General features: G+C 48.9%; 22 protein-coding genes and 2 pseudogenes. 10 read left to right on the forward strand and 14 right to left on the reverse strand.

Translation table 11 applies throughout. The features are described 5' to 3' along the window. The first annotated feature begins 9 nt into the window (after window positions 1-9). Window positions 10-189, forward strand: coding sequence for a hypothetical protein (locus tag MSMTP_RS19505; protein ID WP_156153874.1), 180 nt, complete (start codon window positions 10-12; stop codon window positions 187-189). A gap of 79 nt (window positions 190-268) precedes the next feature. Here the strand turns inward: MSMTP_RS19505 and aroC are convergent, their stop codons facing one another. The 4 genes from aroC to MSMTP_RS15850 form a co-directional block, all read right to left on the reverse strand. After that, window positions 269-1,366 (reverse strand): chorismate synthase, encoded by a 1,098-nt coding sequence (aroC, locus tag MSMTP_RS15835; protein ID WP_048181424.1) that lies wholly within the window; start codon window positions 1,364-1,366, stop codon window positions 269-271. 5 nt (window positions 1,367-1,371) lie between these two features. Further along, window positions 1,372-2,268, reverse strand: coding sequence for a cation diffusion facilitator family transporter (locus MSMTP_RS15840; protein WP_048181427.1), 897 nt, complete (start codon window positions 2,266-2,268; stop codon window positions 1,372-1,374). A 169-nt stretch (window positions 2,269-2,437) separates the two neighbouring features. After that, the gene (gene ribB / locus MSMTP_RS15845; protein WP_048181430.1) at window positions 2,438-3,181 is read right to left on the reverse strand and encodes a 3,4-dihydroxy-2-butanone-4-phosphate synthase; all 744 of its coding nucleotides are present in this window, start codon (window positions 3,179-3,181) and stop codon (window positions 2,438-2,440) included. Beyond that, complete coding sequence (locus tag MSMTP_RS15850) at window positions 3,178-3,855, reverse strand: winged helix-turn-helix domain-containing protein/riboflavin kinase (RefSeq protein ID WP_048181432.1); 678 nt, start codon at window positions 3,853-3,855, stop codon at window positions 3,178-3,180. The genes ribB and MSMTP_RS15850 overlap by 4 nt, the downstream gene beginning before the upstream one ends. Window positions 3,856-4,352: 497 nt before the next feature. Between MSMTP_RS15850 and MSMTP_RS15855 the strand changes: the two genes are divergently transcribed. The 9 genes from MSMTP_RS15855 to MSMTP_RS15895 all read left to right on the forward strand — a co-directional run bounded on the left by MSMTP_RS15855 (window position 4,353) and on the right by MSMTP_RS15895 (window position 12,352). Further along, window positions 4,353-4,988 (forward strand): HVO_0476 family zinc finger protein, encoded by a 636-nt coding sequence (locus MSMTP_RS15855; RefSeq protein ID WP_048183828.1) that lies wholly within the window; start codon window positions 4,353-4,355, stop codon window positions 4,986-4,988. After that, window positions 4,930-5,691: a protein-L-isoaspartate O-methyltransferase gene (locus tag MSMTP_RS15860; RefSeq protein WP_048181435.1), complete on the forward strand. Its 762-nt coding sequence runs from the start codon at window positions 4,930-4,932 to the stop codon at window positions 5,689-5,691. The genes MSMTP_RS15855 and MSMTP_RS15860 overlap by 59 nt, the downstream gene beginning before the upstream one ends. A gap of 169 nt (window positions 5,692-5,860) precedes the next feature. Beyond that, the gene (locus MSMTP_RS15865; RefSeq protein WP_048181439.1) at window positions 5,861-6,319 is read left to right on the forward strand and encodes a bifunctional nuclease family protein; all 459 of its coding nucleotides are present in this window, start codon (window positions 5,861-5,863) and stop codon (window positions 6,317-6,319) included. Between the two features lie 247 nt (window positions 6,320-6,566). Then, window positions 6,567-7,388 (forward strand): imidazole glycerol phosphate synthase subunit HisF, encoded by an 822-nt coding sequence (hisF, locus tag MSMTP_RS15870; RefSeq protein WP_048181444.1) that lies wholly within the window; start codon window positions 6,567-6,569, stop codon window positions 7,386-7,388. A 213-nt stretch (window positions 7,389-7,601) separates the two neighbouring features. Further along, on the forward strand, window positions 7,602-7,889 hold the full coding sequence (locus MSMTP_RS15875; RefSeq protein ID WP_048181446.1) for a MazG nucleotide pyrophosphohydrolase domain-containing protein: 288 nt from the start codon (window positions 7,602-7,604) through the stop codon (window positions 7,887-7,889). Between the two features lie 178 nt (window positions 7,890-8,067). Further along, window positions 8,068-8,469, forward strand: coding sequence for a hypothetical protein (locus tag MSMTP_RS15880; RefSeq protein WP_048181449.1), 402 nt, complete (start codon window positions 8,068-8,070; stop codon window positions 8,467-8,469). Between the two features lie 396 nt (window positions 8,470-8,865). Then, a complete protein-coding gene (locus MSMTP_RS15885; protein WP_048181451.1) occupies window positions 8,866-11,409 on the forward strand; it encodes a DUF3656 domain-containing protein in 2,544 nt (847 codons plus the stop codon). A gap of 18 nt (window positions 11,410-11,427) precedes the next feature. Next, window positions 11,428-11,964, forward strand: a complete 537-nt coding sequence (locus MSMTP_RS15890; RefSeq protein ID WP_369799604.1) for a nucleoside 2-deoxyribosyltransferase — start codon at window positions 11,428-11,430, stop codon at window positions 11,962-11,964. Window positions 11,965-12,094: 130 nt separating this feature from the next. Beyond that, window positions 12,095-12,352 carry a pro-sigmaK processing inhibitor BofA family protein gene (locus tag MSMTP_RS15895; RefSeq protein ID WP_048181455.1) on the forward strand — a complete coding sequence of 86 codons (258 nt, stop codon included), beginning with the start codon at window positions 12,095-12,097 and terminating at the stop codon, window positions 12,350-12,352. 121 nt (window positions 12,353-12,473) lie between these two features. On the opposite strand, the gene MSMTP_RS15900 is transcribed toward MSMTP_RS15895, so the two are convergent. The 10 genes and pseudogenes from MSMTP_RS15900 to MSMTP_RS15955 all read right to left on the reverse strand — a co-directional run bounded on the left by MSMTP_RS15900 (window position 12,474) and on the right by MSMTP_RS15955 (window position 24,361). Then, window positions 12,474-13,151: a class I SAM-dependent methyltransferase gene (locus MSMTP_RS15900; RefSeq protein ID WP_048181458.1), complete on the reverse strand. Its 678-nt coding sequence runs from the start codon at window positions 13,149-13,151 to the stop codon at window positions 12,474-12,476. A gap of 12 nt (window positions 13,152-13,163) precedes the next feature. After that, on the reverse strand, window positions 13,164-14,771 hold the full coding sequence (gene lysS, locus MSMTP_RS15905) for a lysine--tRNA ligase (protein WP_048181461.1): 1,608 nt from the start codon (window positions 14,769-14,771) through the stop codon (window positions 13,164-13,166). A 1,008-nt stretch (window positions 14,772-15,779) separates the two neighbouring features. Continuing rightward, window positions 15,780-17,183 (reverse strand): annotated as a pseudogene (gene mtbB / locus MSMTP_RS15915) ([dimethylamine--corrinoid protein] Co-methyltransferase). A 59-nt stretch (window positions 17,184-17,242) separates the two neighbouring features. Then, on the reverse strand, window positions 17,243-17,392 hold the full coding sequence (locus tag MSMTP_RS19770; RefSeq protein WP_197076103.1) for a hypothetical protein: 150 nt from the start codon (window positions 17,390-17,392) through the stop codon (window positions 17,243-17,245). 13 nt (window positions 17,393-17,405) lie between these two features. Continuing rightward, complete coding sequence (locus tag MSMTP_RS15920; protein WP_048181466.1) at window positions 17,406-17,699, reverse strand: hypothetical protein; 294 nt, start codon at window positions 17,697-17,699, stop codon at window positions 17,406-17,408. 1 nt (window position 17,700) lies between these two features. Continuing rightward, the gene (locus tag MSMTP_RS15925; protein ID WP_048181468.1) at window positions 17,701-18,747 is read right to left on the reverse strand and encodes a DMT family transporter; all 1,047 of its coding nucleotides are present in this window, start codon (window positions 18,745-18,747) and stop codon (window positions 17,701-17,703) included. Between the two features lie 574 nt (window positions 18,748-19,321). Continuing rightward, entirely contained in the window at window positions 19,322-19,969 is a 648-nt protein-coding gene (locus MSMTP_RS15930) for a methyltransferase cognate corrinoid protein (protein WP_048181470.1), read from the reverse strand. Window positions 19,970-20,001: 32 nt separating this feature from the next. Beyond that, a pseudogene (gene mttB / locus MSMTP_RS15940) lies at window positions 20,002-21,495 on the reverse strand ([trimethylamine--corrinoid protein] Co-methyltransferase). 45 nt (window positions 21,496-21,540) lie between these two features. Beyond that, window positions 21,541-22,194 (reverse strand): dimethylamine corrinoid protein MtbC, encoded by a 654-nt coding sequence (mtbC, locus tag MSMTP_RS15945; protein WP_048181479.1) that lies wholly within the window; start codon window positions 22,192-22,194, stop codon window positions 21,541-21,543. Window positions 22,195-23,203: 1,009 nt separating this feature from the next. Next, window positions 23,204-24,361 carry a (Fe-S)-binding protein gene (locus tag MSMTP_RS15955; RefSeq protein ID WP_048181485.1) on the reverse strand — a complete coding sequence of 386 codons (1,158 nt, stop codon included), beginning with the start codon at window positions 24,359-24,361 and terminating at the stop codon, window positions 23,204-23,206. Window positions 24,362-24,440 lie beyond the last annotated feature (79 nt).

A 24,440-nucleotide genomic window follows, 5' to 3' on the forward strand; every position in this document is an offset into this window, starting at 1 on the left:
CCATTTCAGGTGAAAACCAGCAAAAAATCATTAGAATATTTACCTTTAGATAATACAGAAACAGGTCCTATTAATATTCTTTCATTTCATATAATTTATGAACCGGGAATTCCCGGGAAAACAGAAGAAAGACAAATGGGCAAAAGAGGGGGAAGAAGAAAGGGAAGAAAAAGGGATACAAAAATATAAAAAATCCGCAGGAAAATAAAAAATCCAGAGGACCCGGGAAAGAACCCGGGTAAAAACACGAACCAGACAAGGGAAAAAATTACTCAAGCAACGTCCTTGCATTGATAAAGCCGCTCCGGAGCATGTGGTCGGCAAGCACCAGGGCAACCATGGCTTCTCCCACAGGCACCATGCGCGGGGGGATGGTGGGATCGTGCCGTCCTTTGATTACGATTTCCGTATCTTCTCCGGTTTCGAGGTCCACTGTCTGCTGGGACTTCCCGATGGAGGGGGTTGGCTTTACGGCAGCCCGGCAGACTATGTCCAGGCCCGTGGAAATTCCCCCAAGTGTCCCGCCTGCGTTATTGCTCCTGCAGGTAACTTTTCCTTCCTGCATGCAGAAGGAGTCATTCATCTCACTACCCCGCAAACGCGCAGCTTCAAACCCGGCTCCGAGTTCAAAGCCCTTGACTGCGGGGATACTCATAAGCGCTTTTGCAAGGTCGGCATCAAGCCTGTCAAAGACCGGTTCTCCCAGACCTGCAGGCACGCCCCTTACGACAAGCTCGACAATTCCCCCGATGCTGTCGTTTTCCTCCTTTGCGCTTTTGGCGGTTTCAAGCATACTTTCTGCGGCTTCAAGGTCGGCACAGCGTACAGGCGTCTTTTCTACGTTTTCGACGATTTCTTCAAAGGAAAGAGCTTTTGCCCGGACTCCCCCGAGTTCCAGCACATGCCCGGCAACCCGGATTCCGAAACGGGCAAGGAGGAGTTTGGCAATGGCTCCGCCTGCAACCCTGCCGATGGTCTCCCGGGCAGAAGACCTGCCTCCACCACGGTAGTCCCGGATTCCGTAGCGAGCCATGTAAGAAAAATCGGCATGGCCGGGGCGGGGGGTATTTTTGATAGCATCGTAAGCCGAAGAGCGGGCGTCCGCATTCCAGACCAGCATGGAAATAGGAGTACCGGTACTCATACCTTCGAAAATCCCGGAAAGGACCTCCACTTTATCCTGTTCTTTGCGCGGGGTAGAAAGTGCGCTCTGTCCCGGGCGCCTCCGGTCCAGTTCCTTCTGGATATCAGCCTCAGAGAAGGAAAGCCCTGCAGGCACCCCGTCCACCACAACGCCCACTGCCCGGCCGTGGGACTCACCCCAGGTAGTAATTCGAAACATCTGCCCGAAAACGTTTCCTGCCATGCATCTTAACTGGTTTTTTTGCTATTTGATTCTTGGGGTAAGGGGATAGCAGGCTCTATATGCACAACCACATCGGAAACCCCTTCGTATTCAGCCTTCAAAAGCTTGCTTACGCTGTGGGAGATCAGGTGAGCTTCCTCGATAGGCATGTCGGGCCGGACAAGCAGGTGCATGTCAATCCGGATGTCCCCCATGCCCCCGCGAGTACGAATCTTATGGCAATCGAGCACCCCTTCAACCCCCATTACAACATCACAGATCTCGTCCTCATCGAGCTGGGACATATCAAGGAGAGTCGCCGAACTCTGTTTGATAATTCTAAACCCTGCGCGGAGGATGAGGAAAGATATTACGAGGGCTATAAACGGGTCGAGAAGAGGGTAGCCGAACTTTACGGCGACAAGGCCCACAATCACCGAAAGAGAGACGTAGATATCACTTTTCGTATGCATGGAGTCTGCGATAAGGACCTGGCTTTGCAGGGAAACCCCCTCCCTGTGCTCGTAGCGCGTGACCAGGAAATTTATGCCCATGGTCCCCAGCATCACAAGGAAACTGACTGCAGTGACTTCAGGCAGATCCCGGGTAAAAAACCGGCCCAGCGCGTCCTGAAAAATCTCAAACGCCACAAAAATCAGGAGAAGGGCGATAAAAACCGAAGCAAGGGTCTCGTACTTCTGATGCCCGTAAGGATGGTCCTTATCCGGAGGACGGGACGCGATATAGATTCCAGCCAATCCCACAATATTGGAGATCCCATCAAAAAGCGAATGGTAGCCGTCCGCAGTCATGCTCAGAGTGCTGGAAAAAGTCCCGTAGGCGATTTTAGCAAAAGCTACTGCAAGGTTCAGGAAGAGGACGTAAAGAAGGACCTTTCGGATTTTTTTAAACCTGAGCGTCATAACTGAAAATCCCCTGAGTACGAAACTACCTTGAGCCCGGAAAAAGAGCTGGAAAAGAGCCGATAAATTTCACGGCAATCCTTTACTAAACAATAATACCTGCAATTATAAAAAGAAAAAGTAGAACAAAAAGATTTGAAAAGAGATTTGAGGAAAGGAGTTTAAAAGTTTAACACTCCTTACCTGCCCACAGCATGTAGGCATCTACTATTTCCTGTCCTTCCAGAAAAACAAGCCCGTGTTTTTGCCCGTACTCTTTTGCGTCCTCTTTTGAAAGGGCCTTTCCGTTAAAATCATCCAGCATTTCGCAAACGACCATGACGGGGTTAATCCCTGCAATCCGGGCAAGGGCAACGGAAAGTTCGGTCTGGCCCCTTCTTTCTTCCAGCAGCCCTTCGGCAGCCCTGAGGAGCGCAACATGTCCGGGAGTTCGGAATTCGTTTCCGAAACGCACTTCATTTCCCGAAAGGGCACTTTCAGCAACTTCCCCGATCATCCGAATGGTGTGAGCCCGTTCATTATCAGGAATTCCTGTCCTGGTTTCCCTGTGATTAACCCAGATGGAAAAAGATGAGTGGGAATCGTACTGGAGGTCTCCTTCCTTTTCCACGACTTCTCCGAGTTCCCCGTTGAATTTTCCTGCGTCCCGGACAAGGTCTGCCATGAAGGGAAGCCTCAACTGCCTTGAAGCCACAGGATCCACAGCCACACATATCAGGCCCCCGGCATCTTTACGCATCCACTGGACGTCCCTGTAGCTAACTGCCCCTGCGGGAATTACGAAATCTGTCTCCCCTTCCCGGGAATCCGAGTCATAGATCAAAAACATTTTTCCGGCTCTGATAGCTTCCAGAGCCCTGTTAATATTATCATTCTCATATTGCAGGCAGTCGTAGATTGCAGTTTCAGTCATTTTCGGCCCTCCATACCCTGTTTTTCAATTTTGATCTTAACGTGGTCTCCGTCTTTCAAGGCCAGGGCGTCCCTGAGTTTTACCGGAGCAATGACTTCAATTAAATCATTCGGATAGTGAGTCCTCTCCGGGACGACCACTACAGCCTCTTCCCCGTCGATCTTCACAGGATAACATTTTCCTCCTCCGTAAGTCCGCTCCCCATCACTGAAACCGTGGATGTGAAGAGCAGGCAACTCGCCAAGCCGGTCCCTGTCCCCCGAACTGTCCTCGGAAAGCTGCACATTCAGGGTTCCAGGGAAAGGCACAAAATGCAACTGTTCCTCGAACTGTTTCCTGTATCCGGGGATATTGATATAATATTGTCCTTCACCCAGGCCCGTGAGCACGTTACCCTCAAGTTCGAAAGCGTTATTTTCAGGGGAAAAGATCTGCCTGTATTCAGAGTATTCATTTTTAAGGATTTCAAGCCCTTTTTCTGTCATTTTTATCAACTGACCACCGGGAACAATCGTTCTTTCGATCAGCCGCTCTTCTTCCAGTTGTTTTAATTTCCTTGCCGCTGTCTTGGAGCTGGTCCCCACATATCTTTGGAACTCACTTGAAGAGATCTTTATAGTTTTATTCGTTGCCCCCATGAGGGCAAGCTTCTTCAGGTATTCGATGTCCGGCACTATCGGCACCCTTTTTACCTTAATTTTGAGATGCGTCTCAATAATGAGATGTGGAACTACGCACTCCCCTATAATAAAACTTTTGATAATACCCACCAATAGAAGGTAAAAGGATAATTGTTTCCGAGTAGCATATAAAAAGTTTTACGGTGTTTTTAAATAGTTGTATATTCGTTAGAAGTATTAATTTGACATGACACAGGAAACCATAATTGAATGCCCTTCGTGCTCCCCCGAAGAAAAGGTTCCGCACGAGATCCTGAAATTAGGAAAAAAAACCTAGTCCTCTGCCGGAAATGCGGGTTGGTGTATGTCTCACAGAAAATAGAAACCCCGGAAAAAACCATTATACAAATTATTTTCCCCGAAATCTCTATTCCCTGGTCCTTTTTTTTGGAATCCCTGTCACCCAAATTCCTGTTGCCGAAAACCTCCCAAAAAAACGCCACCAGAGGAGTTAAATATTTAGCGTTTTGAATGCAAGTACTGATTTGAACATGACAAGAGAAATAGTAGTTGAATGTCCCTCATGCTCCCCTAAAGAAGAGGTCTCGCATGAGGTTTTGAAAGAGGGCCAGAGCCCGGTTGTACGCTGTCTGGAATGCGGGCAGGTACATTCAGCAAAGCTTGAAAAACGAAAAACAGCAAACATAAAGGCCATCGTCAGCAGGAAAGACGAATCCGTCACCTGCAGAACAGAGTTGGACTCCGAAACCGTCCTCTACGTGGATGACGAAATAGTTGTCGATGACGAGGAAACAGGCATGGTATGCCCGATCCTTATAACCTCCATAGAGGTAGGGGAAAAGCGCGTGGACTCAGCCCTGGCAGAAGAGATCAATACGATCTGGGGAAGAGCCATCGATGAAATAACAATTAAGTTTTCCGTGCAGTCAGGAGTCGAAAAGACCGAAGCCCTGGAAAAAGTCGTTCAGGGAGATAAAGAATTCACTGTAGGGGAAGAAGAAAAGGTAGGAGATACCTGGGTCACCATCACCAAGATCAAGATAAGGGACGGGGCTTTCAGGTCCAGAAAAGGAGATGTCATGGCCGCAAAATACGTAAAGCGCATTTTTGCAAGAAAGAGAGGAAACAGGGCATGGAAACGTGATAGCGGAAGAGGACCTTGGTAAAGAAAAAACTGAAGAAGAAAAGAAAGGGGAAGAGAAAACCGACGAAAAAGAGGAAGAAAAACTTGAAGCCAGACGTCGGACTCTCCTGGATGGGCTTGAAACCCTGGGAGTGGGAAAAGATGTCCTTGAAGCCATGCTTCGCGTTCCCAGGCACAGGTTTGTCCGGAAGGACATGATAAAAGTAGCCTATATTGACACGCCTCTTGACATCGGCCTGGACCAGACAATCTCCGCCCCCCATATGGTGGCGGTCATGTGCGAACTCCTGGAACTTTCAGAAGGGCAGAAAGTCCTGGAAGTGGGTGCTGGGTCCGGGTACAACGCAGCAGTTATGGCTGAACTGGTGGGGAAAAACGGCCATGTGTACACCCTGGAGCGCCTGGAGGCGCTCGTTAATTATGCAAGGGAGAACCTCATGGATACAGGTTACGAAAACGTTACGGTCCTCCATGAAGACGGGTCCACGGGCTGCCTCAAATACGCCCCTTACGACAGGATCTCCGTAACCTGCGCAGCCCCGGAAGTCCCAAAACCCCTTATCGAACAGTTAAAACCCGGAGGGATAATGGTAATTCCCGTAGGGGATTACTTCCAGGAACTTATTCTGGTAAAAAAAGACAATAGAGGGAGAGTAACGAAAAAAACGAAAGGGGGAGTCGTTTTTGTGCCCCTTATAGGAAAATACGGATTCAGGCATCGGTAAAAAGTAATCTGTAAAAGGCATATATCCGGAAAAACAATCTCAAAAATTAGCCTGGTAAAATCGAATAACATAAAAAGTTCGAAATACTATTGTAAAAATTACATCATATTTAATAAATTTCTAAAAGATTTTAATAAGCTATTAATATGATCGAATCTATTTGACTAATATGGACATGTACGAGGATTTTGAAGAAATTCGCGTAAAAGATGTCTATGTTATCGACGCATATTCAGACCCTACACCGGTCGTGCTCCTTGAAAACGAAAAGGGGAACATGCTCCCTATATACATCGGGCACCTTGAGGCGCTTTCCATCGGTAACGTCCTTAAAAGCGTTTCTCCGCCTCGGCCCATGGCCCATGACCTAATGGTGAATGTTTTCGACCGTCTTGGAATTAAGATAGAAGGAGTAATGATTGACGATAAGGTCGATAAGGTCTACTATGCCCGCCTCCTGGTGAGAGAAGGGCACAACCTTATGCAATTTGATGCAAGGCCAAGCGACTGCATCGCCCTGGCGCTCCGGGTAGGAGCCCCTATAAGGATAAGGAGAAAAGTGCTGGAGAATTCCGAGATTGAAATGTCAAGGCTCGAAGGGGCTCGCGTAATGAACATATTCGTCTGAACTTGCCTGAATATTTTTATTCGGAGATTTTTTTTCAGGAAATTTCCTGTCCCGGAATTTTATATTCCGAAAATCGGGGAAGGACCGTTTTTTGGAATAGGAGAGAGACCGCTTTTTGGGGACCGGACCAGAATTCATCATACAGGGTTTCTGCCGGAAAACTTTTTTAGTCCTTTTTACAGGCGGAAGTAAGGTTCCGTCGATTTCAATAAGCTTTTAATAACAGTTGAATTCATTATCCCTTTAGATGCTCACCAAAAGAATCATACCATGCCTTGATGTGACCCTTGACAAAGCCGGCGGCTCGGTTGTCAAGGGCGTTGAATTCGTAGACCTGAAAGAGGCAGGTGACCCCGTGGAACTTGCAAAGCGCTATAACGAAGAGGGCGCTGACGAACTTGTATTTCTGGACATCACAGCTTCTGCCCACGGCAGAGGAACCATGCTCGATGTGATAGAACGGACCGCAGACGAAGTCTTCATCCCCCTCACCGTTGGAGGAGGGATTGGGTCCATCGACGCCATCCGGCAGATCCTCCGGGCAGGGGCTGACAAGGTTTCGGTCAACACTTCCGCGGTCAAGAACCCGGAATTTATCAAAGAAGGTTCCGAGATATTCGGGGCCCAGTGTATTGTCACGGCCATTGACTGCAGGCGAAACACCGATGTGAAAAACAACCCTGGAAAAACCGTCCTGGAACTGGAAGACGGGACTCCTGCCTGGTACGAGGTTGTCATTTACGGCGGCAGGGAAGGCACCAAAATCGATGCGGTCCAGTGGGCAAAGCAGGCAGAAAAACTCGGCTCAGGAGAGATCCTGCTTACCAGCATGGACCGGGACGGGACCTACGCAGGGTACGACATCCCCATTACCCGCAAACTTTCCGAAGAACTTGACATCCCAATCATCGCCTCCGGCGGAGTAGGCAACCCCCAGCACATCTACGACGGTTTTGCGGAAGGTAAAGCCGACGCCGCACTCGCAGCCAGTATCTTCCACTTCAGGGAACACTCGATTGGGGAAGTGAAAGAGTACCTTAAAGAAAGAAACGTCCCGGTCAGGCTCTAAGAATTAGCTCCCCCCTGAGAATTAGCACCTTGACCTTTCGGGCTCCTGAAGCCGGGCATTTAGACATCTCAAGCTCCGGGCCTTCCGGGCAGCACCGTAAAGATATGAGCCTGAGAGAAAATATAACCCTCAGAGCTTCGCTCTAGTTTCAGGGTTTCACTTCCCTTTTTCAGGGTTTCGAGGACAAGATAGTCAGGAAAAGAGGGAAAAAGAATGGAAATTGCCGAGTTTCAAAAACTGATGTACGAACTCTATGCCCATAACGACAGAAAGCGGGGAAACGCGGCCACTATGCTCTGGCTTGTAGAAGAAGTGGGGGAACTTGCCGAAGCAATCCACCGTGAAGAGCCGGAGAACATAAAAGAAGAGCTAGCCGACTGTTTTGCCTGGATAGGGGCACTTGCCAACCTCTACGGGGTGGACCTGGAAGAAGCGTTTAAGGCAAAATACCCGGGCGTCTGTCCCACCTGCGGGCAAAAGCCCTGCATCTGCCCCGACTGAGTTAAAACTTTGTAGTTATAAGCAGAAACTTTTTTAAGCCGAAACTTTTTTTGAGAGAATTTTAATTCTTTTTTTATATACGCCACCTTATATTTTCAGATACTTTTTTATTTCTTAGATTCAAATTACTATATGGGATTCTTAATTAGGAGTGATTCATACTCAGGGGATATTGAAGATGTCGCAATCAGAGACTACGGAATATTTTGAAGGCTTGCGCCTTAAAATCCTGAACAATACTGATGAAGAGATGGTCCTTCAAGCTCAAAAAATTGAGAAAGGTAAATATAAAAAAGGACACAAATCCCCGGAACAGATCGGGTCTTACGAGGAAAAGAGCTGTGAGCTGGTCGCTTGCGACGGAAGCTGTACTGGAGGAGCGGATATAGAAGGCTGGCTCCAATATAAAATAGGATGCTCCGAGGGGCAATGCAAACTCCACTTCAAATACCTCGGGAAGATGGATAAGGTCAGCTACTCCTGCGAATGCCAGATGCATGAAGGCAAGATGCTCTGCGAAACAATGAAAGACAAGAAAAGTGATAGAACCGTCACCTGGATTATCGGGCCGAAAGAATAAGCGATAGAATTTAAGTTATCCAGGCAGAATGATAGCTGGGCCCTTGATCGGAAGGGGTTGAGTTTAACAACCTTCGTTAATTATTTTTTAGAATCATGGGACTTCTCCTTGCAGGAGCAGGTCCCTACCCGGATTTTTACCATTCCTGATTTATCTCCATCCAACTCTTCCTGAGTTACTCTCATCCAACAGTCCTACTTTTTCTCCATCCAACCTTCCTGAGCTACAGATCATATTCGGGCAAAGAAGGACCCTATCATCCCTTCCTGAGCTACCCCTATCCAACCTTCCTGAGCTACCCCTATCCAACCTTCCTGAGCTATCCCTATCCAACCCAAGAACATCCCGGGTTTTTGCCCCAAAGCTTAATAAAGAGCAGGTCCCGTTATCCAGCTAATGAAGCCTGCAAGACCGGAACTGCTGGCTCCGGCCGGCAGCATGGAAGCTCTCAGGGCAGCCGTGGAGAACGGAGCAGATGCGGTTTACCTTGGAGCCCACGCCTTCAGTGCAAGAGGGTATGCAGCTAATTTTTCGGATAAAGAGCTTGAGGAGGCAATAGACTACGCCCACCTCAGGGGAGTGAAGGTCTATGTTACGGTAAACACCCTGCTAAGGGACGGGGAAATGGAAGCCGCCCTGAACCTGCTCTGCCGCCTGAAAGAAATGGGTTCTGATGCCATCCTTGTACAGGACATCGGCCTGCTCTCCCTTGGAAGGCAGTACGTGCCCGACCTTCCTCTGCATGCGAGCACTCAAATGACCCTTCATAATAGCGAAGGGGCCCTTTTTACAAAGGAGCTTGGAATCGAAAGGATTGTGTTATCCAGGGAATGTTCCCTTGAAGAAATCAAACGGATCGGCGAAACCAGCGGACTCGAAACCGAAGCCTTCATACACGGGGCTCTTTGCATCTCCTACTCCGGCCAGTGTCTCCTGAGCAGCATTATAGGGGGCAGGAGTGGAAACCGGGGCTACTGTGCCCAGCCCTGCCGGAAAGGGTACAGGCTTAAAAAAGACGGAAAAACAGTGAAAACCGAAGGCACGTATCTTCTAAGCCCGAAAGACCTTAACAGTTCTCCCTGTATCCCCGCCCTTCTTAAAACAGGGATTTCTTCCTTAAAAATCGAAGGCAGGATGAAAAGGCCCGAGTACGTGGCGGGCGTTGTCGGGACTTACAGCCGCCTGCTTGACCGCTGTCTTGAGGACAGAAAAAAGTGCTCCGTAAGCCGGGAGGAAGCAGAAAGCCTGGAACAGCTTTTCAACAGGGGTTTTACGGAAGGATATTTCGTCAAAAACCCACGTGGAGAACTGATGAGCAGGCTCAGGCCCTATAACCGGGGAGTTTTTGCGGGCACGGTAAAAAGCTACGACAGGAAATCGAGGCGGGTAACAGTAGAGCTTAAAGCTTCCCTTTCTGCCGGAGACGGGATCCTCTTTGCAGGAACCGATAGAGAAGGAAGGGAAGAAAAGGAGGAAGGCTGGGTCATCCGCCAGATGTACAGAGGGAATAAACCTGTAAAGCAAGCAAACTCGGGAGATACCGTTGAAATTCCCTTCAATGTGGAAGTCCGGCCAGGAAGCCCCGTGTACCGAACCCTTGACAAAGGGCTGATGGACACCCTTGAAAAAAGCTATACTTCGGAAACCTCCCTCCGAAAGATCCCTGTGCTCATGAAAGCCGGAGTTTGGGAGGGAAAGCCCCTCGAACTCACGCTTTGGGATTATGACTCGAACAGCGTGACCGTGAAATCGGAGTACGTGGTGGAAAAAGCCCTCCGGCAGCCCGGGAAAAAAGAACAGCTTGCCCGGCAGTTTTCCAAACTCGGGAACACCGGGTTCGAACCGGAAACCATTGATGTCGATGTACATGGAGAGGTCTTTGTCCCCGTAAAAGAGATTAACCAGCTCCGGAACCATGCAGTCACCGAACTCGAAAAACTCAGGATTGTCAGGGGAAAACGAAAACCCTGCCCCGAACCTGGAATAACGCTCCCAGAACTTGTAGCCTGTCCCCGGCCGGAATGGGAACATCCGGAACAGCCACTGCTTGCCGTATCCGTCTATTCCCCCGGAGAACTTGAAGAAGCAATTGACGGTGGGGCAGACCTGCTGTACTACGGGGAAGGGCTCTTTTGTTCAGGAAAAGGCAGGGACAGGGACAAAGCCATCCATTTTGAAGCCGATTATGAAAGAGCTGTCAGGATGGTCCGGGCTGCGGGCAGGAAGGTCTATTTCAAAACCCCGAGGATCGTGAAAGATCCCGAGATGCCGGCAGTAAGTGAAATTCTGGAGGCTGCAAAAGCCCTTGCTGCCGACGGCGTGCTCGTGTCAAACCTCGGGGTATTCAGGCTCGCAAAAGCGAGAGGGGTCCCCGTTATCCTGGACAGCCCCCTGAACGTGTTCAACAGCTATACCCTGGACTTCTTCTGCAAAAGGGGAGCGGAAAAGGTTACCCTTTCCCCGGAACTCACCCTGGAAGAAATCAAACCGCTGGCAGCTGCAGGGCCTTCCGAGGCAATAGTCCACGGCCGCCTGGAACTGATGGAATCGGAACACTGTGTGGTGGGCGGGCTGCTCGGAGGAAAGAAGGAGAGGTGCACAGCCCCCTGCAGAAACGGAAACTATTCCCTTGTTGACGAGAAGAACTACGAGTTCCCCCTGGTCATGGATCCGGCCTGTCGGATGCACCTCCTGAATTCAAAAGCCCTCTGCATGCTCGAACATGTCCCGAAACTCCTTGAAACGAGGGTCGCAAGCATCAGGATCGAGACCCTGGGAATGAGTGGGGAGGAAAAAGAAGAGCAGGGAATCAGGAAGCTTACCCGGATGTACAGGGCAGCAATTGACAATTACCTGAAGAAAGGAAAGGCCGGGACAGGGACCTGTGATAAGCTGGGGAAAGGGTTTACCACGGGACACTATTTCAGGGGAGTTAAATAAATAAGGGGAGTTAAGTGAGTGGCAGGGAAATTAAGTGAGAACAAATTGGTGACGGACATGTCGGTTCGGGAAAAAGAAAAACAGGAAACCTTAGAAAGGGGAGCAAAGACAGAGCAGGAAAGTCAAGAGAAGGGAACCCCGAAAATATTCCTCTCGGGTTCGATCCGGGGAGGAAGGCAGCTCCTACCGGTGTACCGCCTGATCTACGAGACCCTTGAGGGAGCGGGAGCTGAGGTCGTAAGCTGGCACGTCGTTGACCCTGAGCTTGAAAAAGTAGAGTCGGCAATGACCGAAGAGGAGATTTATGCGCGGGACCTCGGGCTGCTTGCAAAAAGTGATGCAATGCTTGCTGAAGTCACGGTCCCTTCCCTGGGAGTAGGCTACGAGGTCTGCCGGGCGCTTGTCCTTGGAATTCCGGTGCTCTGCCTGCACCGGCCTGATGCAGCAGTCTCTGCGATGCTGCTCGGAAACCCGGAACCTGGAATCAGGGTAAGGGTATATTCGGATGAGGGAGAACTGAGGAAAATTCTTATGGAATTTCTAAGCTCTTTTTGAACTGGAGTTTCCCCGTATCCAGCGAAAAAAAATGGGTAGGGCAACCTTTAAGAGACTCCGGAAAAATACATTTCAAAAAAACCCGAACTCATTGATAATTATAAATAATTGAATACCCTAACTATAGCATATGGTAGTAGGAATTGCCGAAATATCAACTCTGATTATTGCAATTATAGCCGCCTACGTGCTTTATAAAATCCTTAAGACCTCCACCAAGCTGGCAATAAACGCCGTCCTTGGTATTCTTATCCTGATTATAGCAAAGGCTGTCCTTGGACTTGAAATCGCAATTACCTGGATAGTAATCCTGATCTGCGCAATCGGAGGCGTTTTTGGGGCGTTTCTCGTAATCCTGCTTAATTATCTGGACATAGCCTTTTTATGAAAATTTTTGCATTTGAACAGAAGTCAGGAAGAGCTTAAGCAACAGAATTAAGTCAAAAAAGCGCTTAAGCAGCAAAATAAAAACCAGGAAACGGCTTAAACCGCAAGAACCAGATCGGGGGTCAAGTTTTCCTGAAAATACCCCGGACCATGTGCCGCCGGTAGACTTCTCCCCTGAAAACTTTCTCTTTTATCACATCTTTAAGTTCGAGGATTTCAAATCCTTCGAAAAGCGGAACTAACTCTTCCTTCGTAAAGTAATGGTAGATGATCCCGTTCTGGCGGAAGAAGGTATTTTCCTCAGGGCTTCCTTCAGAATTCCCCTCCCCATATTTTGCAGGCTCTCCCCCACAGCGCATGTCTTCAGTTCCGAAGGCTTCGAAAAAGACGGTCCCACCGTCCACAAGCACCCGCCGGAACTCCAGGACGGCAGTTTCCCTTTCTTCCTGGAAAAGGTGCTGGAGTACGCCGTAACAGAGGATACCTTCAAAAGAAGCTTTTTTGAAAGGCAGGAGGTGGACACTTGCCCCGAGGTGACCGGCACTTTTTCCGCATCTGGCAAGCTGCTCCCGGGACTTACCGAGAGCTATGAGGGAGACGTCGACACCTACGGCTGCATAGTGTCCGGCAAGTTCACCAAGATACCTGCCACCACCCGACCCGGCATCAAGGACCCGGGCCCCTACCGGGATGCAAGCCAGCACATCCCTGATAGGAGCGGGCCCTCCCCATTTCAGGTGGGCATACTCCTTATCCCAGGCAAGAAAATGCTCTTTTGCAGGGTTTTTTGATTCCGGCATACTCTCAAGGAATTAAGGCTGGTAGACGGCAGATTCCCTGAGCCTTTCCACAAGGAAGTCCTTTTCAAAGGAGGATAGGAACCAACCCGCCTTCGGGCCCGAGCCCTGCCCCAGAATGGCGGTGTAGATGGCTTTGAAAAGGTCTTTCGGGTTTACTTCGAGAGTTTCGGGCTCTGTGCCCAGGCTGGCTGCGATCCTGCCGTTGAGCTCGGACCCTGCGTCTTTTGCCGAGTAGACCAGCAAATGGTAGTCTTCCCCTGTAAGTTCCCCACTGGCTTCGATGATGTCTGCGAGGGCTCCGAGGAAGTTTTTCTGGAGCTCCGAGAGGGTGGCCACCTGCAAGGGCACATTCTCTTTTACGCTGAACTTTGCAAAGGGAGGGGCATAGAGTTCAAGCCATTTCGAGACGTTCTCGGCAAGTTCCCTGATACACTTTTCGTTTTCCGTGTCAAAGCCCGAACGTTTCACGATTTTCAGGATCTGCTCGAAATCGCCCCTTGCCACCTGGAAGATGGTCACCATCTGCTTGAAGGGGATCTCGGACTGGCAAATGCCGGTTGCCCTGGAAAGTTCGTAGATTCTCTTATCAAAGTCCCCGAGAGAGGGGTCCTCATCCTGGAACTTTGTCCTGAGGCGCTCGTACTCGTCCACCAGGGTAAGGAGAGGCTGCCCCGGGTCGAACTGTATGTGCTTTTCAGGCTTTGTACGGATGATCAGGTAGCGCAGGACTTCCGGGGGCACAACCTCAAGCATGTCGGAGATAGAGACCACAACCCCGGTGGAAGAGGACATGGCACCCTTTTTCCCGAGCATGATCCACTCATAGACAATGGGACTTGGCGGCTGGTGTTCGTAAATCTCCTCTACGATCCGCGTCCCGGTAGCATAGGAACCTCCACTGGAAGCATGGTCTTTCCCGAAAGGTTCGATGGAAACACCGAGAATTCCCCAGCGGGCCGGCCAGTCCACACGCCAGGTAAGCTTGCCTCCTCCTTTCATGGAAACGGTCCCGGTGTGGCCGCAGGAACAGGTATAGTCCACGGTCTCCGCGGTCACATCAAACCCGGTAACCTTTGTCATGGTAAGCTTGCCGCACTCATTGCAGATCGGGTTAAAGGGGCTCCAGTCTTCGGCCACGGTCTTCCCCGAAACTTCCTCGAGGATCTTTGCAATCTCGTCCCGCTTCAAAAGCGCGGTCTTGATGGCTTCTATGTACAGCCCTTCCTTGTACATCTCGTCAGCCTTGTAGACCTTCGGGGTGATGCCCAGGCGCTGCAGGGCTGCGAGGAAGGGTTTCAAGAAATGCTCGGCATAGTTTGCACAGTCCCCGCAGGGGCAGGGGACCTCAGAAAGGGGTTTACCCACATGCTCAGCGTAGCTCTCAGGAAGGAAAGGATAGACTTTCCTCAGAGGGTCGTAAGTGTCGGCAATGTAGATCAGTTCGGCTTCTGCACCCTTATCCAGGAGAGACCTGTAAGCGGCATCTGCCGTCACCACTTCCCTCATGTTCCCGATATGGATGTGTCCCGAGGGAGTGATCCCTGTGGCAACAAGGTGCTTGCTGCTCTTTTGTAACGTGTCTTCAGCTATGACGTCTGCCCAGTGAATGATGTCAGCCATTTTTTCACCAAAATTTCCGATACGATTGTTAGATACAGTGATTTTAGATGTGATTTTAGATACAGTGATATGATGATAATGAAGCAGGAAACCCGAATGAGAATGAAAAAAACCATTCCGTCCCTCAGGTTTCCAGCATCAGGATTACCATAAAGGGGAAGAGTATTCCAGTATTCCGTTATTCAGTATTCCATAAGGAATTCAAACTTTAAACATCCGGGTTCGGATTTGCTTTTATCGGCATGAAGGTCACCGGAATTCGTTTCACCATATTCCGGGTTAAACTCCGGAAGCCACTTTTCGTGAATCTTATTGCGCATATCCCATTATAAACTTTGGGCTATACGCCTGGAATTGTAAGCCCTGCAGCCGGTTCACAAGAACAGGAAACACCGGGAAAGAAGCTTTGATACCGAAAAAATAGCAACCTGGGAGGAGAGGCAGAGCTGGAAAGAAAAGTTGACTCCAAAAAAGGTGAATACAAAAATAAAAAATGGAGGTTTTGAGGCAAAATTGCCCCAGGAATCCGCACACATAGGGAGATTTAAATGGCACTTGAAATGGCAAATCAAGTAAATTTGTTTTCCCAATAATTACAAGCACCTACAAATATATAAACGTTTCTGATAAAACCGGAAACTGAAGAGATAGAGCTAACAGGAAAACAAGACGGATAAAAAAGAATGACTTAAAACAAATAAAATGGAGATCAACTAAAAACAAATTGAATTAAAAAATATATTGAATAGAAAAGGAAATAGAATTAGAAAGGAAATCAACTAAAAAAACCAAATCAAAAACATAAGGGAATTGTAAGAAAAATTCCAGAAAAAATAAAATGGAAAGGACGGCAGGTTTGATCCCCGGAACCCGGGTCCGGAAAGAGCTTTCAGGAGCAGTTTCCCGGGGATTTTGAAACATTTTGGTGGTCTGTTCGCTTTTTTTGCTTCCCTGCCGTATTTCCATCGGAGGAGGATTCAGGCCGGAGCCTGAACCCGGATACTTCACTTATGCGATCTGTTTTCTGAAGAGGTCGCAGGAGTTGATCTTGACGTCGAGCAGCTTCTCGATGTTCATCTTAGCTGCAAGGCCCTTGGCTGCGCCAGGCACAGAGGTGATAACACCTATGTCGAGTTCTTCACGGAGTTCCCTCATGACGTATTCATCGCTGAGGTCCATGGTGTCAACGCCGAGCTTCTTTGCGACGTATTCCTTGGCTTCTCCGATTCTCATGTTCTTTGAGAACTCCATCCTTGCGACAAGGTCCCCGGCTGCTCTGATTCCGGTCATACCGGAGGCCATGATGTGGGAAATCGGCATACCCATCGGGTCGCCGACTCCGATCTATATGCCGTCTACGCCGGCAATCTCGACCATTGCCTTGCTTGCCCGGGTCACAGCGTCGATTGGGGGAGTCTCAAGCATGGGGATTCCGCCTACACCCATTCCCATGTCAACGTGGCAGGGGAGGTTGGAGGCTTCGACTGCTGCCTTCATGAAGGTGACAGATCTTGCAAGGTTCCAGGCGGAAGTCTTGCTGGTGTTGGTGTTGCAGACCGGCCCGAAGACGTTTGCGCCTGCCTTTTCAATCAATGGGGCCTGCTGGTGCGGCCAGAGACCTGCAAGGGTTGTGCCGTCGTACTTGAGTTCACCGTGCATCCCGAGCACACATTCCCCGGCCATACCGGCTTCGATGTACATGTTCGGGAATTCCTTCCTGAGCGCTTCGATTGCGTGGAGGGTCCCGTACATGTCTGCATCCCCGGCTGCTCCGGTGGTGTCGAAGTTAATACCGTCTGCTCCAGAGGCGAAAAGCCTCTGCATGACCCACACAGTGTCCCTGGTGAGGTGTTCTGCGGCATGTTCCATGGATTCCCAGGCTTCCTGAATCTTGAAAGCCTTCATCAGGTCTCCGGGGTTTTCGAAGGGACCATCAGGAGTATAATACAGGCCCATGTTCGGCATTGCCCCGTAGAAGAGCGGCACGACCATGTTCTGCTGGCAGGTTTCCATGGTCTGGCATTCCTGAGAGATGACAGGCTTGACAGGCTTGTAACTGTAGTCGATGTGACCGAGTTCCATGGTGTCAGCGCCAAATGCCCTCTCGTGCATCATGCAGCCGACAAGGCGGCTGGAAGGGATACCTACACCGCTGTTACCCTGGTCCCCGTCAAGTCTGAGGGTTCCGATGTCGTGGGTAACCGGGACTTCCATGCCCTGTTCTACACTGACGGTCTTACCCGGCATCATCAGGATTTCTGCGAGCTTGTCGATTTCGTCACCGGAAAGAGTAGGAATTTCACCAAGGTCTGCGGCGTCAGCCGTACCTGCCTCAATTTCCTCTATGATCGTTTCTTTTGTCAGGAAGAGCTTCTTACCGTCTCCCATCCTCAAAGCGTATTCAGTAGCCATTATTATCACCTAATATTAAGTATTGTTGGATATGGAAAGCTGTGTTGTGTGCTGAGAACTCAGAACCGGGACACGAAAGTCCTGGCCTGCCAGAGAGCAAACACTGCAAGAACCAAAATCAGGACCATCCACATGATGTCCCCGGCAGGTATGAAGGAATTTGCCCAGTATGCGTTGTACGCTTCCATAGCAGCTGCGGTTTGTACCATTTTTGAACCTCCATTACACATATCTCAGACAGGCGTCGGACCCTCTCACTTTCCCGAAGTCCGTTATTGCGTATTTGTGCAAAAGGAAGTCTTTTTTGTAGATACCTTTATCATCCACCTTCTGCTCCACGTCCTTGAGCATTCCGCCGGACGCCAGTTCAAGAATGTCGAAGTTGATGCTATCCCTCTGGAAATTTCCCTGCATATTATATTCTTCCTGGATCTTTGAGACAATCTCATAGTTCCAGTGTTCCTTATCATCCAGGAAAAGCTCCAGGATCCTGAATTTAATTGGACGGTTTCCCATTTCACTCACCTCTCAGAGTTTCAAGTTCACTTGTGTCTTCCGTAATCATAGCGAAACTACCAATAACACAGAGAGTACCTCCGACAAGGATAGTCCACTCCGGGACATCTCCGAAGAAGAGGAAGATGAAGATAATAGCAAACAGTCCATAGAGGTTTCCGATACCCTGGCCTCTTCCGACGCCAATCAGCGGGAAGGACTTATACCAGCATACATAACAGAAACCAAAGGTAATTCCTGCAAAGATAAGGACCAGCAGGGTCAGGGGTTCAAATGCCTGGAATGCAAAGGAATACATCGGAAAGCCGACAAATGCAAGCAGCGGGACGATAATGATCCACCAGATAATGTTTTCTCCAACGAATCTCAGGGTCAGCCCCACGTCAGGCTCGGAAATGTCGAGACCTTTACCTGCGATTGCGCCTTCAATACCCCAGCCGGCAGCAGCCATCAAACCTCCAAGATACCCGATCCACTGGACGTTGCCTGACGAAAGTTCAGTCAAAAGCCCGCCACCGAAGATCGTGATGCCTCCAAGGATGATGATTCCTATGCCCAGTGCAGCCCTTTTGGAGATCTTTTCCCCGTACCAGTAGTAAGCAAGAATCGAGCCCACCACAGGGTAGAGAAGAGCCGCAACAGCTGCGAATGCGCCGCCGATGAAACCCATGGCAATAAATGAACCGAGAATCGCCATTGGTCCACCGAAAATCGAGGCAAGGAAGAACCACTTGGAACACGGATGGAATTCCTTCATGGTCCGGACCAGTTCCCCGTATTTTCCGAGTACACCGTTCCAGAGCATAAGCGCCAGCATAACAGTAAGCGCATTAAAGGCGGTAATTAACACCGCAGTTATAATAAGGGAAGTTCCGTCCCCGCTTGTTTCGGCAATAGCCCCGTACATTGAATCGAACGGGTTCAGTACCCACACAACAGTTCCGGGAAGATACCAGATACCCCAGAACACAGCACAGAAAAGGGCCCACATGTACCCTTTACTGATTTTTCTTTTACTTTCCTGTTTTTTTAAAGCTTTCAAATCCACGAAAACTCCCTCCAGTTTTCAGAGTGACTGCAGAAATTCCCTCACGGCAGGATTCCGAACCTGCCAAATTCCCACAGCCTATTAATGCAGCCTGCGGACCTTTCCGATGGGCATTGTATATCCAGGAATTACTCATTATCCGGGAATAATTCATTATTCATCAAGTTGCAACTTTCAGTTTACCGTTTTTCAATTGCAATTTTTAGTTTGCCATTTTTCAATTGCAATTTTTAGTTTGCCATTTTTCAATTGCAATTTTTAGTTTACCGTTTTTCAATTGCAATTTTTAGTTTGCCATTTTTCAATTGCAATTTTTAGTTTGCCATTTTTCAATTGCAACTTTCAGTTTACCGTTTTTCAATTGCAACTTTCAGTTTACCGTTTTTCAATTGCAACTTTCAGTTTACCGTTTTTCAATTGCAATTCCGGAAATTCCCGTAGAGCTTTTGGTATGACCTGCAAGAGCGTTTTTTTATAACCACGGCTATAGGCTCCGCAAAGACTGCACAAAATAAAAAATTGCACAGAAAAGATGCACCATGGAGATGCATCATCTGTGCTTCGAGACCGTTTTTCAGGCTACAAGTGCCTTGATCTTGTTGACCACATCTGTGGCGTTTTCGCCGTAGATGTCTGCACCGATCTGGTCTGCCCAGTCCTGGGTGACCGGAGCGCCGCCGACCATGGTTTTGATCTGGTCGCGGATGCCAGCTTCCTTGAGCTGTTCTTCGATCTGGATCTGGGTGACCATGGTGGTGGTCATAAGGGCGGAGGATGCAACAACGGTAGGTTTGACTTCCTTTGCTTTTTCGATGAAAGCGGAAACTGCAACGTCTCTGCCGAGGTCCACAACTTTGAAACCTGCAATGTTGAGCATGGAGGCAACGATGTCCTTGCCGATGGAGTGGATGTCACCTTCGATGGTTCCGATGACAACAGTTCCGAGGCTCTTGGTCTCAGATTTGCGCTTCTCCATTTCGGGCTTGATAACTTCCATGCCTACGCTCATTGCTTCTGCGGCTGCAAGCACGTGGGGGAGGAAAAGGGTACCCTGTTCGAACTGTGCACCTACTTCTTCCATCCCTGCGGTAAAGCCCTTCTCGATAAGCTCTACAGGGTCCATGTTGGCTGCAAGAGATTCCTTTGCTGCTTCTTCAGCCATTTCTTCATCGAATTCGGTGATTGATTCTTTTGCTTTAGCAATAATCGCTTCGTTTGCCATTTTTAGATCTCCTGAATATCCTGGTATTATGATTACTGGCCTTCTCTGAAGGCTTTGTCAGCCCTGTCCACGACTGCCTGCATTGCTGCGAGGACGTCGGCTTCGATTGGTGGAACGACGTGGTTCTTGAGGACGTCTACAACGATTTCGTGTGCGACGGATGCAAGATCCTTGGAACCTGCGGCTTCCCAGTCTCCGAACATCTGCCTGTCAATGAGCATCGGGTCGGAGGGGTAGTTCACAAGTTTCCTGGTCTGCTTGAGGGCAAGGAAGTTGTTTCCGATTCCAACTTTCTGGATGGACTCAACTGCCAGGGTTTCGGTGTCGACCGGGATTCCCTGCATTGCCTTCTTGGTCATCTTGATGATGTCGTTGTCAATTACCAGCTGTTCCATGGAGAAGGTCATACCAAGCTCAAGCATTCCGGCACCGTAGAGAGTGTTTGCACCAGAGAGGGCAGGAAGAAGACAGGTCATTGTCTTTTCGTGTCCAGCCTGGTCGTCCGGAACCTTGGCGTCAGACTAAGTTCCTGCAACGAAGGAAGGTAGACCGTAGAACTGTGCGAGTTTTGCAACACCGGCGCTGATGAGGCCGAGTTCAGGAGATCCGACAGGTGCCGTACCCTTCTTCAGGTCGAAGGTGGTGGTGGAACTGCCGTACATACAGGAAGCGCCTGGGCAAGCGAGCTGAGCGAGCACGATACCGGAGAGAACTTCGGCGTTGTGGGTCACAAGGGTTCCTGCGAGGTAGACCGGGGAGGATCCGCCGGACATTGCCATACTCAGGACGTTGAGAGGTACACCGAGGCGGGCACCCTTCATGATGACCTGACAGGCGTTGACACTGAGCTCGAGAGGGCTGGTTGGGCAGACGAGCATGGAGAAAATAGGCCTCTTCTTTGCCATTGCTGCGTCGCCACCGTAGTATGCGACTGCAATGTCCCAGTAGTACTCAACGTTTTCACCGACAGGGTCGATGTGGTGGAAGTGCTTCTGGGTGTTGGTCAGAGAGGTGAAGGTTTCGTGGACGTCCTGTGCGCCCTTGCCTGCCCAGTCCCTTGCGGAAACAGGGAGGGAGAAGTAGTCAATGTTTTCTGCCCAGTCACAGAGCTTTGCGATTTCTGCGATGTCGTTGTCAACGGAGTCGATGGTGGAGTACTTGCCAGGAGCTTCGTACTTGCACATCTTGACACCGGTACCGAAGCAGGTCCAGTGTACCTTTCCGCCGCATTCAATGAGAGTATTGTACTTCTTTTCGCGGCCCCAGAGGGTGAATCTTGAGGGTGCAAGCTGGAGAGCCTTTCTTACAACATATTCAGGGATCTTTACGATCTGGGACTCTTCGTCGACTTCACAACCGTTTTCCTTGAAGACCTGCCTTGCTTCAGGGTCAGAAACCTGGATACCAGGGTTCTGCATGACTTCCACGGTGGCGTAGTGGATTGCCTTGAGTTCGTCGTTGGTGAAAAGATTAAGTTCTACGCCGTTAAGGGCGTTCATGCCAGCAACTGCATTGTTCTGTGCCATTTTTTAACCTCCAATAAGAATAGGAAAATACAGAAAAATTCTTATTTACAGTAACAGTTCTTTTGCCTTGGCAACAGCTTCGCTTGCGTTTTCAGCATAGCAGTCTGCGCCAATCTTGTCAGCCCATGCCTGGGTTGCAGGTGCACCGCCAATCATGACTTTGACACCATCCCTCATGCCTTCTTCCTTCAGGAGTTCAATGACATCCTTCTGGCCCTGCAGGGTGGTGGTCATAAGAGCGGACAGGCCAACCATGTTTGCAGAAACTTCCTTTGCCTTGTCGATGAAGTTCTTGACGGGCACGTCTCTTCCGATGTCGTGCACTTCAAAACCGGCAGACTGAAGCATAGTGGACACGATGGATTTACCGATGTCGTGGACATCTCCTTCCACAGTCCCGTTCACAATGACGCCCATCTTGGATTCTGCGCCTTCAGGCATCAGGTCCTTAAGGGATTCAACACCGGATGTCATTGCGTCTGCAGCCATCATCACGTGGGGCAGGAAAAGTTTACCTCTCTCAAAAAGAGTACCGACCTCGTTCATACCTGCTGCAAGTCCCTTTTCGATGATTTCCGAAGGTTCAATGACTCCTTTTGCCTTTTCTACGGCAGCGAGCACTGCATCCTTCTTACAAGAGACAATCGCATCAGATAGTTCCTGAAGCAATTCTTCGTTGCTAATAATTGCATCCTCCATTTTTATTTTTAAGAAGTATTTTCAGAGACGACCCAAAAAACCAAAAAAATCACGATTAATCATGATGATTTAGGCGCTTAACTCGTGCTTCATATGGTGGGAAAGGTCCGCACGAGAAAATCTTATGGCCATCACAGGTGGGAGTCCGTGATTACCACACGTGGGAAATCATGACAAAAAAGTCATGACCATCACATTTTTGGGGTTCACAAGTTTTTAGCTAAGGGAATTTTTTTCAATTGCCATTTTTCGTCCCGGCTTAGAACTCAGTTTTACAGATGTCTCCAAAGCAGATGTTCTTTTTACTAGTATAAATATTTTTTCAGAACCGAAACCCAGAAATAGCAGTTACATATATAGTTTTTGGTTGAAGGGTTTTTCCGGAAATTACCCAGTCGAAATAACCGGATATAAAACACAAATTATAAATATAAGAATTTAAACGCGGACGTTTCCCGCGAGACAAACGGTATAGAAGAAATGATATAAAGAAATAAGGATTTAAAATAGTAAGTCAGGTTCAGGGCTGGAAAATCCATCCATCTTAAAATCACCATAATGATATGACCTTTCTAGATACTGTTTTTACAAATATTAGTATATTTTCAGGAAGAAAACGGAAAAAAAAGTTTATTTTCGATCGACCTTTCAACCTACTGTGTAAAAAAATAATGTGCCCCACCATACTAAGCTCAAAAACAAAAAGATTATATACTAGAAAAAAACCCCAAGAAACCAGTCCTTCAAAAAAAAACACCACCCGGCCCATAAAAAAATAGTTCCTGGCGATGAGAATATTAAATAAATGAAAACGGAACCGGGCAAAAAAATATAAAAAAATAGTTATTGCAGAGGAGAAAGGAGGAGTCTTATAAAAAAAGGACAGGGGAAGAATCACCTTAGACTCCTGTACAAAAACATATAACAATATATAATATAGTTTTTGACTTGAGATCGAATATATAATTTATGGATGATTGCTTGTGAGTAATTTTACAAGGCAAATCATTTATGGGGAATCATTTTTCCCGTAACCTGAAACACAGAGCCTGTAAGCCGTGTTAACAACTTCCAGCATTTTCCCATCATCACGTTCGATTTCAATTCCGAAACTAAGAGCCAGGTATTCGGCCAGGTCAAAAACTTCTATTTTCCCAGACTCCCCATCCAGCCCGGCTTCCACGAGGTTTTGCATGCAGCCAGCGCAGTTGGTTATGATTAGACCACAGCCCAATTCCCCCGCAACCCTGTAGCGGTCCGAGGCCACAGCCAGGGATTCGGAAGGATAGTTAAGCCTTACACCGCCGCCAAACCCGCAACATGCCGAATTTTCAGGAGTTTTGTTTGCGAGAACCGTCCCAGGGATGCCTTCCAGCAGTTCCCTGGCTTCCCGGTACACGCCCATTCCCCGGGTAAGGTGGCAGGGATCGTGATAAAATACCCTGTTTTCGAGAACCTTTTCTGGCTTGAGTTTGCCTTCCCGGACCAGGCGTTCCAGGTACTGGGAAATCTGCAGGACTTCAAAACCCGGGTCTCCGAACATCCTGGGATACATTTCTTTGAAGGCTTTGAAGCAGCCGGGACAGGTTGTGACCAGGATTTTCCCTCCCCTCTTCCGGACTTCCTCGATATTCTTCTGCCCATTCCGGCGGATAGGGCCCGGATTCCCCGCACCTGCAGAAACCGCCCCGCAGCAGTATTCCACCCCGCTAATGACCGTGTAATCAACTCCAGCTTTCTCAAGCAGGGCAACAGCAGCCTTTGCCATATTGGTGTTAATGTAACCGCTGGCACAGCCGGGGAAATACACCACGGAACCTTTTCCAACCCGGAATTCGGGAACCTCGCTCATTTCAGCGACTTTTTTTACCAGGTTATTTTCAGCATCAGGATCCATCAAGGTCTGCCGGTCCGTGAGGCCATGTTCGCCCACCCACTTCTGCCGGGCCGGGGAGATCAGCATTTTGATCCCCAGACCCTCGGGGCAAGCCTCTCCGCAGAGCCCGCAGGTCAGGCAACTGAGAAAGGAATCAGGGTCAATTTCAGAATTACTTTCAAGGTATCCGTAAAGGCGCTCGAGCAAATCAATGTCATCATACATCGGGCATACGTCCAGGCACTGCCCGCACTGTGTGCACTTTTCCCTGTGATTGTCTACAAGATCCATTTTTATATCACCGCGTATTCAGAAGAAAAATTAAACATCCAGATAAAAACTTTATCGGAATCCCGCCGGCACTATTTAA

The organism is Methanosarcina sp. MTP4 (assembly GCF_000970045.1).
Classification (GTDB): Archaea; Halobacteriota; Methanosarcinia; order Methanosarcinales; family Methanosarcinaceae; genus MTP4.

Excerpts from the sequence above, each read along its gene's own strand:
- aroC (WP_048181424.1), bottom strand. The coding sequence starts at position 1,366 with ATGGCAGGAAACGTTTTCGGGCAGATGTTTCGAATTACTACCTGGGGT.
- MSMTP_RS15840 (WP_048181427.1), bottom strand. The coding sequence starts at position 2,268 with ATGACGCTCAGGTTTAAAAAAATCCGAAAGGTCCTTCTTTACGTCCTC.
- ribB (WP_048181430.1), bottom strand. The coding sequence starts at position 3,181 with ATGACTGAAACTGCAATCTACGACTGCCTGCAATATGAGAATGATAAT.
- MSMTP_RS15855 (WP_048183828.1), top strand. The coding sequence starts at position 4,353 with ATGACAAGAGAAATAGTAGTTGAATGTCCCTCATGCTCCCCTAAAGAA.
- MSMTP_RS15865 (WP_048181439.1), top strand. The coding sequence starts at position 5,861 with ATGGACATGTACGAGGATTTTGAAGAAATTCGCGTAAAAGATGTCTAT.
- hisF (WP_048181444.1), top strand. The coding sequence starts at position 6,567 with ATGCTCACCAAAAGAATCATACCATGCCTTGATGTGACCCTTGACAAA.
- MSMTP_RS15875 (WP_048181446.1), top strand. The coding sequence starts at position 7,602 with ATGGAAATTGCCGAGTTTCAAAAACTGATGTACGAACTCTATGCCCAT.
- MSMTP_RS15880 (WP_048181449.1), top strand. The coding sequence starts at position 8,068 with ATGTCGCAATCAGAGACTACGGAATATTTTGAAGGCTTGCGCCTTAAA.
- MSMTP_RS15885 (WP_048181451.1), top strand. The coding sequence starts at position 8,866 with ATGAAGCCTGCAAGACCGGAACTGCTGGCTCCGGCCGGCAGCATGGAA.
- MSMTP_RS15895 (WP_048181455.1), top strand. The coding sequence starts at position 12,095 with ATGGTAGTAGGAATTGCCGAAATATCAACTCTGATTATTGCAATTATA.
- MSMTP_RS15900 (WP_048181458.1), bottom strand. The coding sequence starts at position 13,151 with ATGCCGGAATCAAAAAACCCTGCAAAAGAGCATTTTCTTGCCTGGGAT.
- lysS (WP_048181461.1), bottom strand. The coding sequence starts at position 14,771 with ATGGCTGACATCATTCACTGGGCAGACGTCATAGCTGAAGACACGTTA.
- MSMTP_RS19770 (WP_197076103.1), bottom strand. The coding sequence starts at position 17,392 with ATGGTACAAACCGCAGCTGCTATGGAAGCGTACAACGCATACTGGGCA.
- MSMTP_RS15920 (WP_048181466.1), bottom strand. The coding sequence starts at position 17,699 with ATGGGAAACCGTCCAATTAAATTCAGGATCCTGGAGCTTTTCCTGGAT.
- MSMTP_RS15930 (WP_048181470.1), bottom strand. The coding sequence starts at position 19,969 with ATGGCAAACGAAGCGATTATTGCTAAAGCAAAAGAATCAATCACCGAA.
- mtbC (WP_048181479.1), bottom strand. The coding sequence starts at position 22,194 with ATGGAGGATGCAATTATTAGCAACGAAGAATTGCTTCAGGAACTATCT.
- MSMTP_RS15955 (WP_048181485.1), bottom strand. The coding sequence starts at position 24,361 with ATGGATCTTGTAGACAATCACAGGGAAAAGTGCACACAGTGCGGGCAG.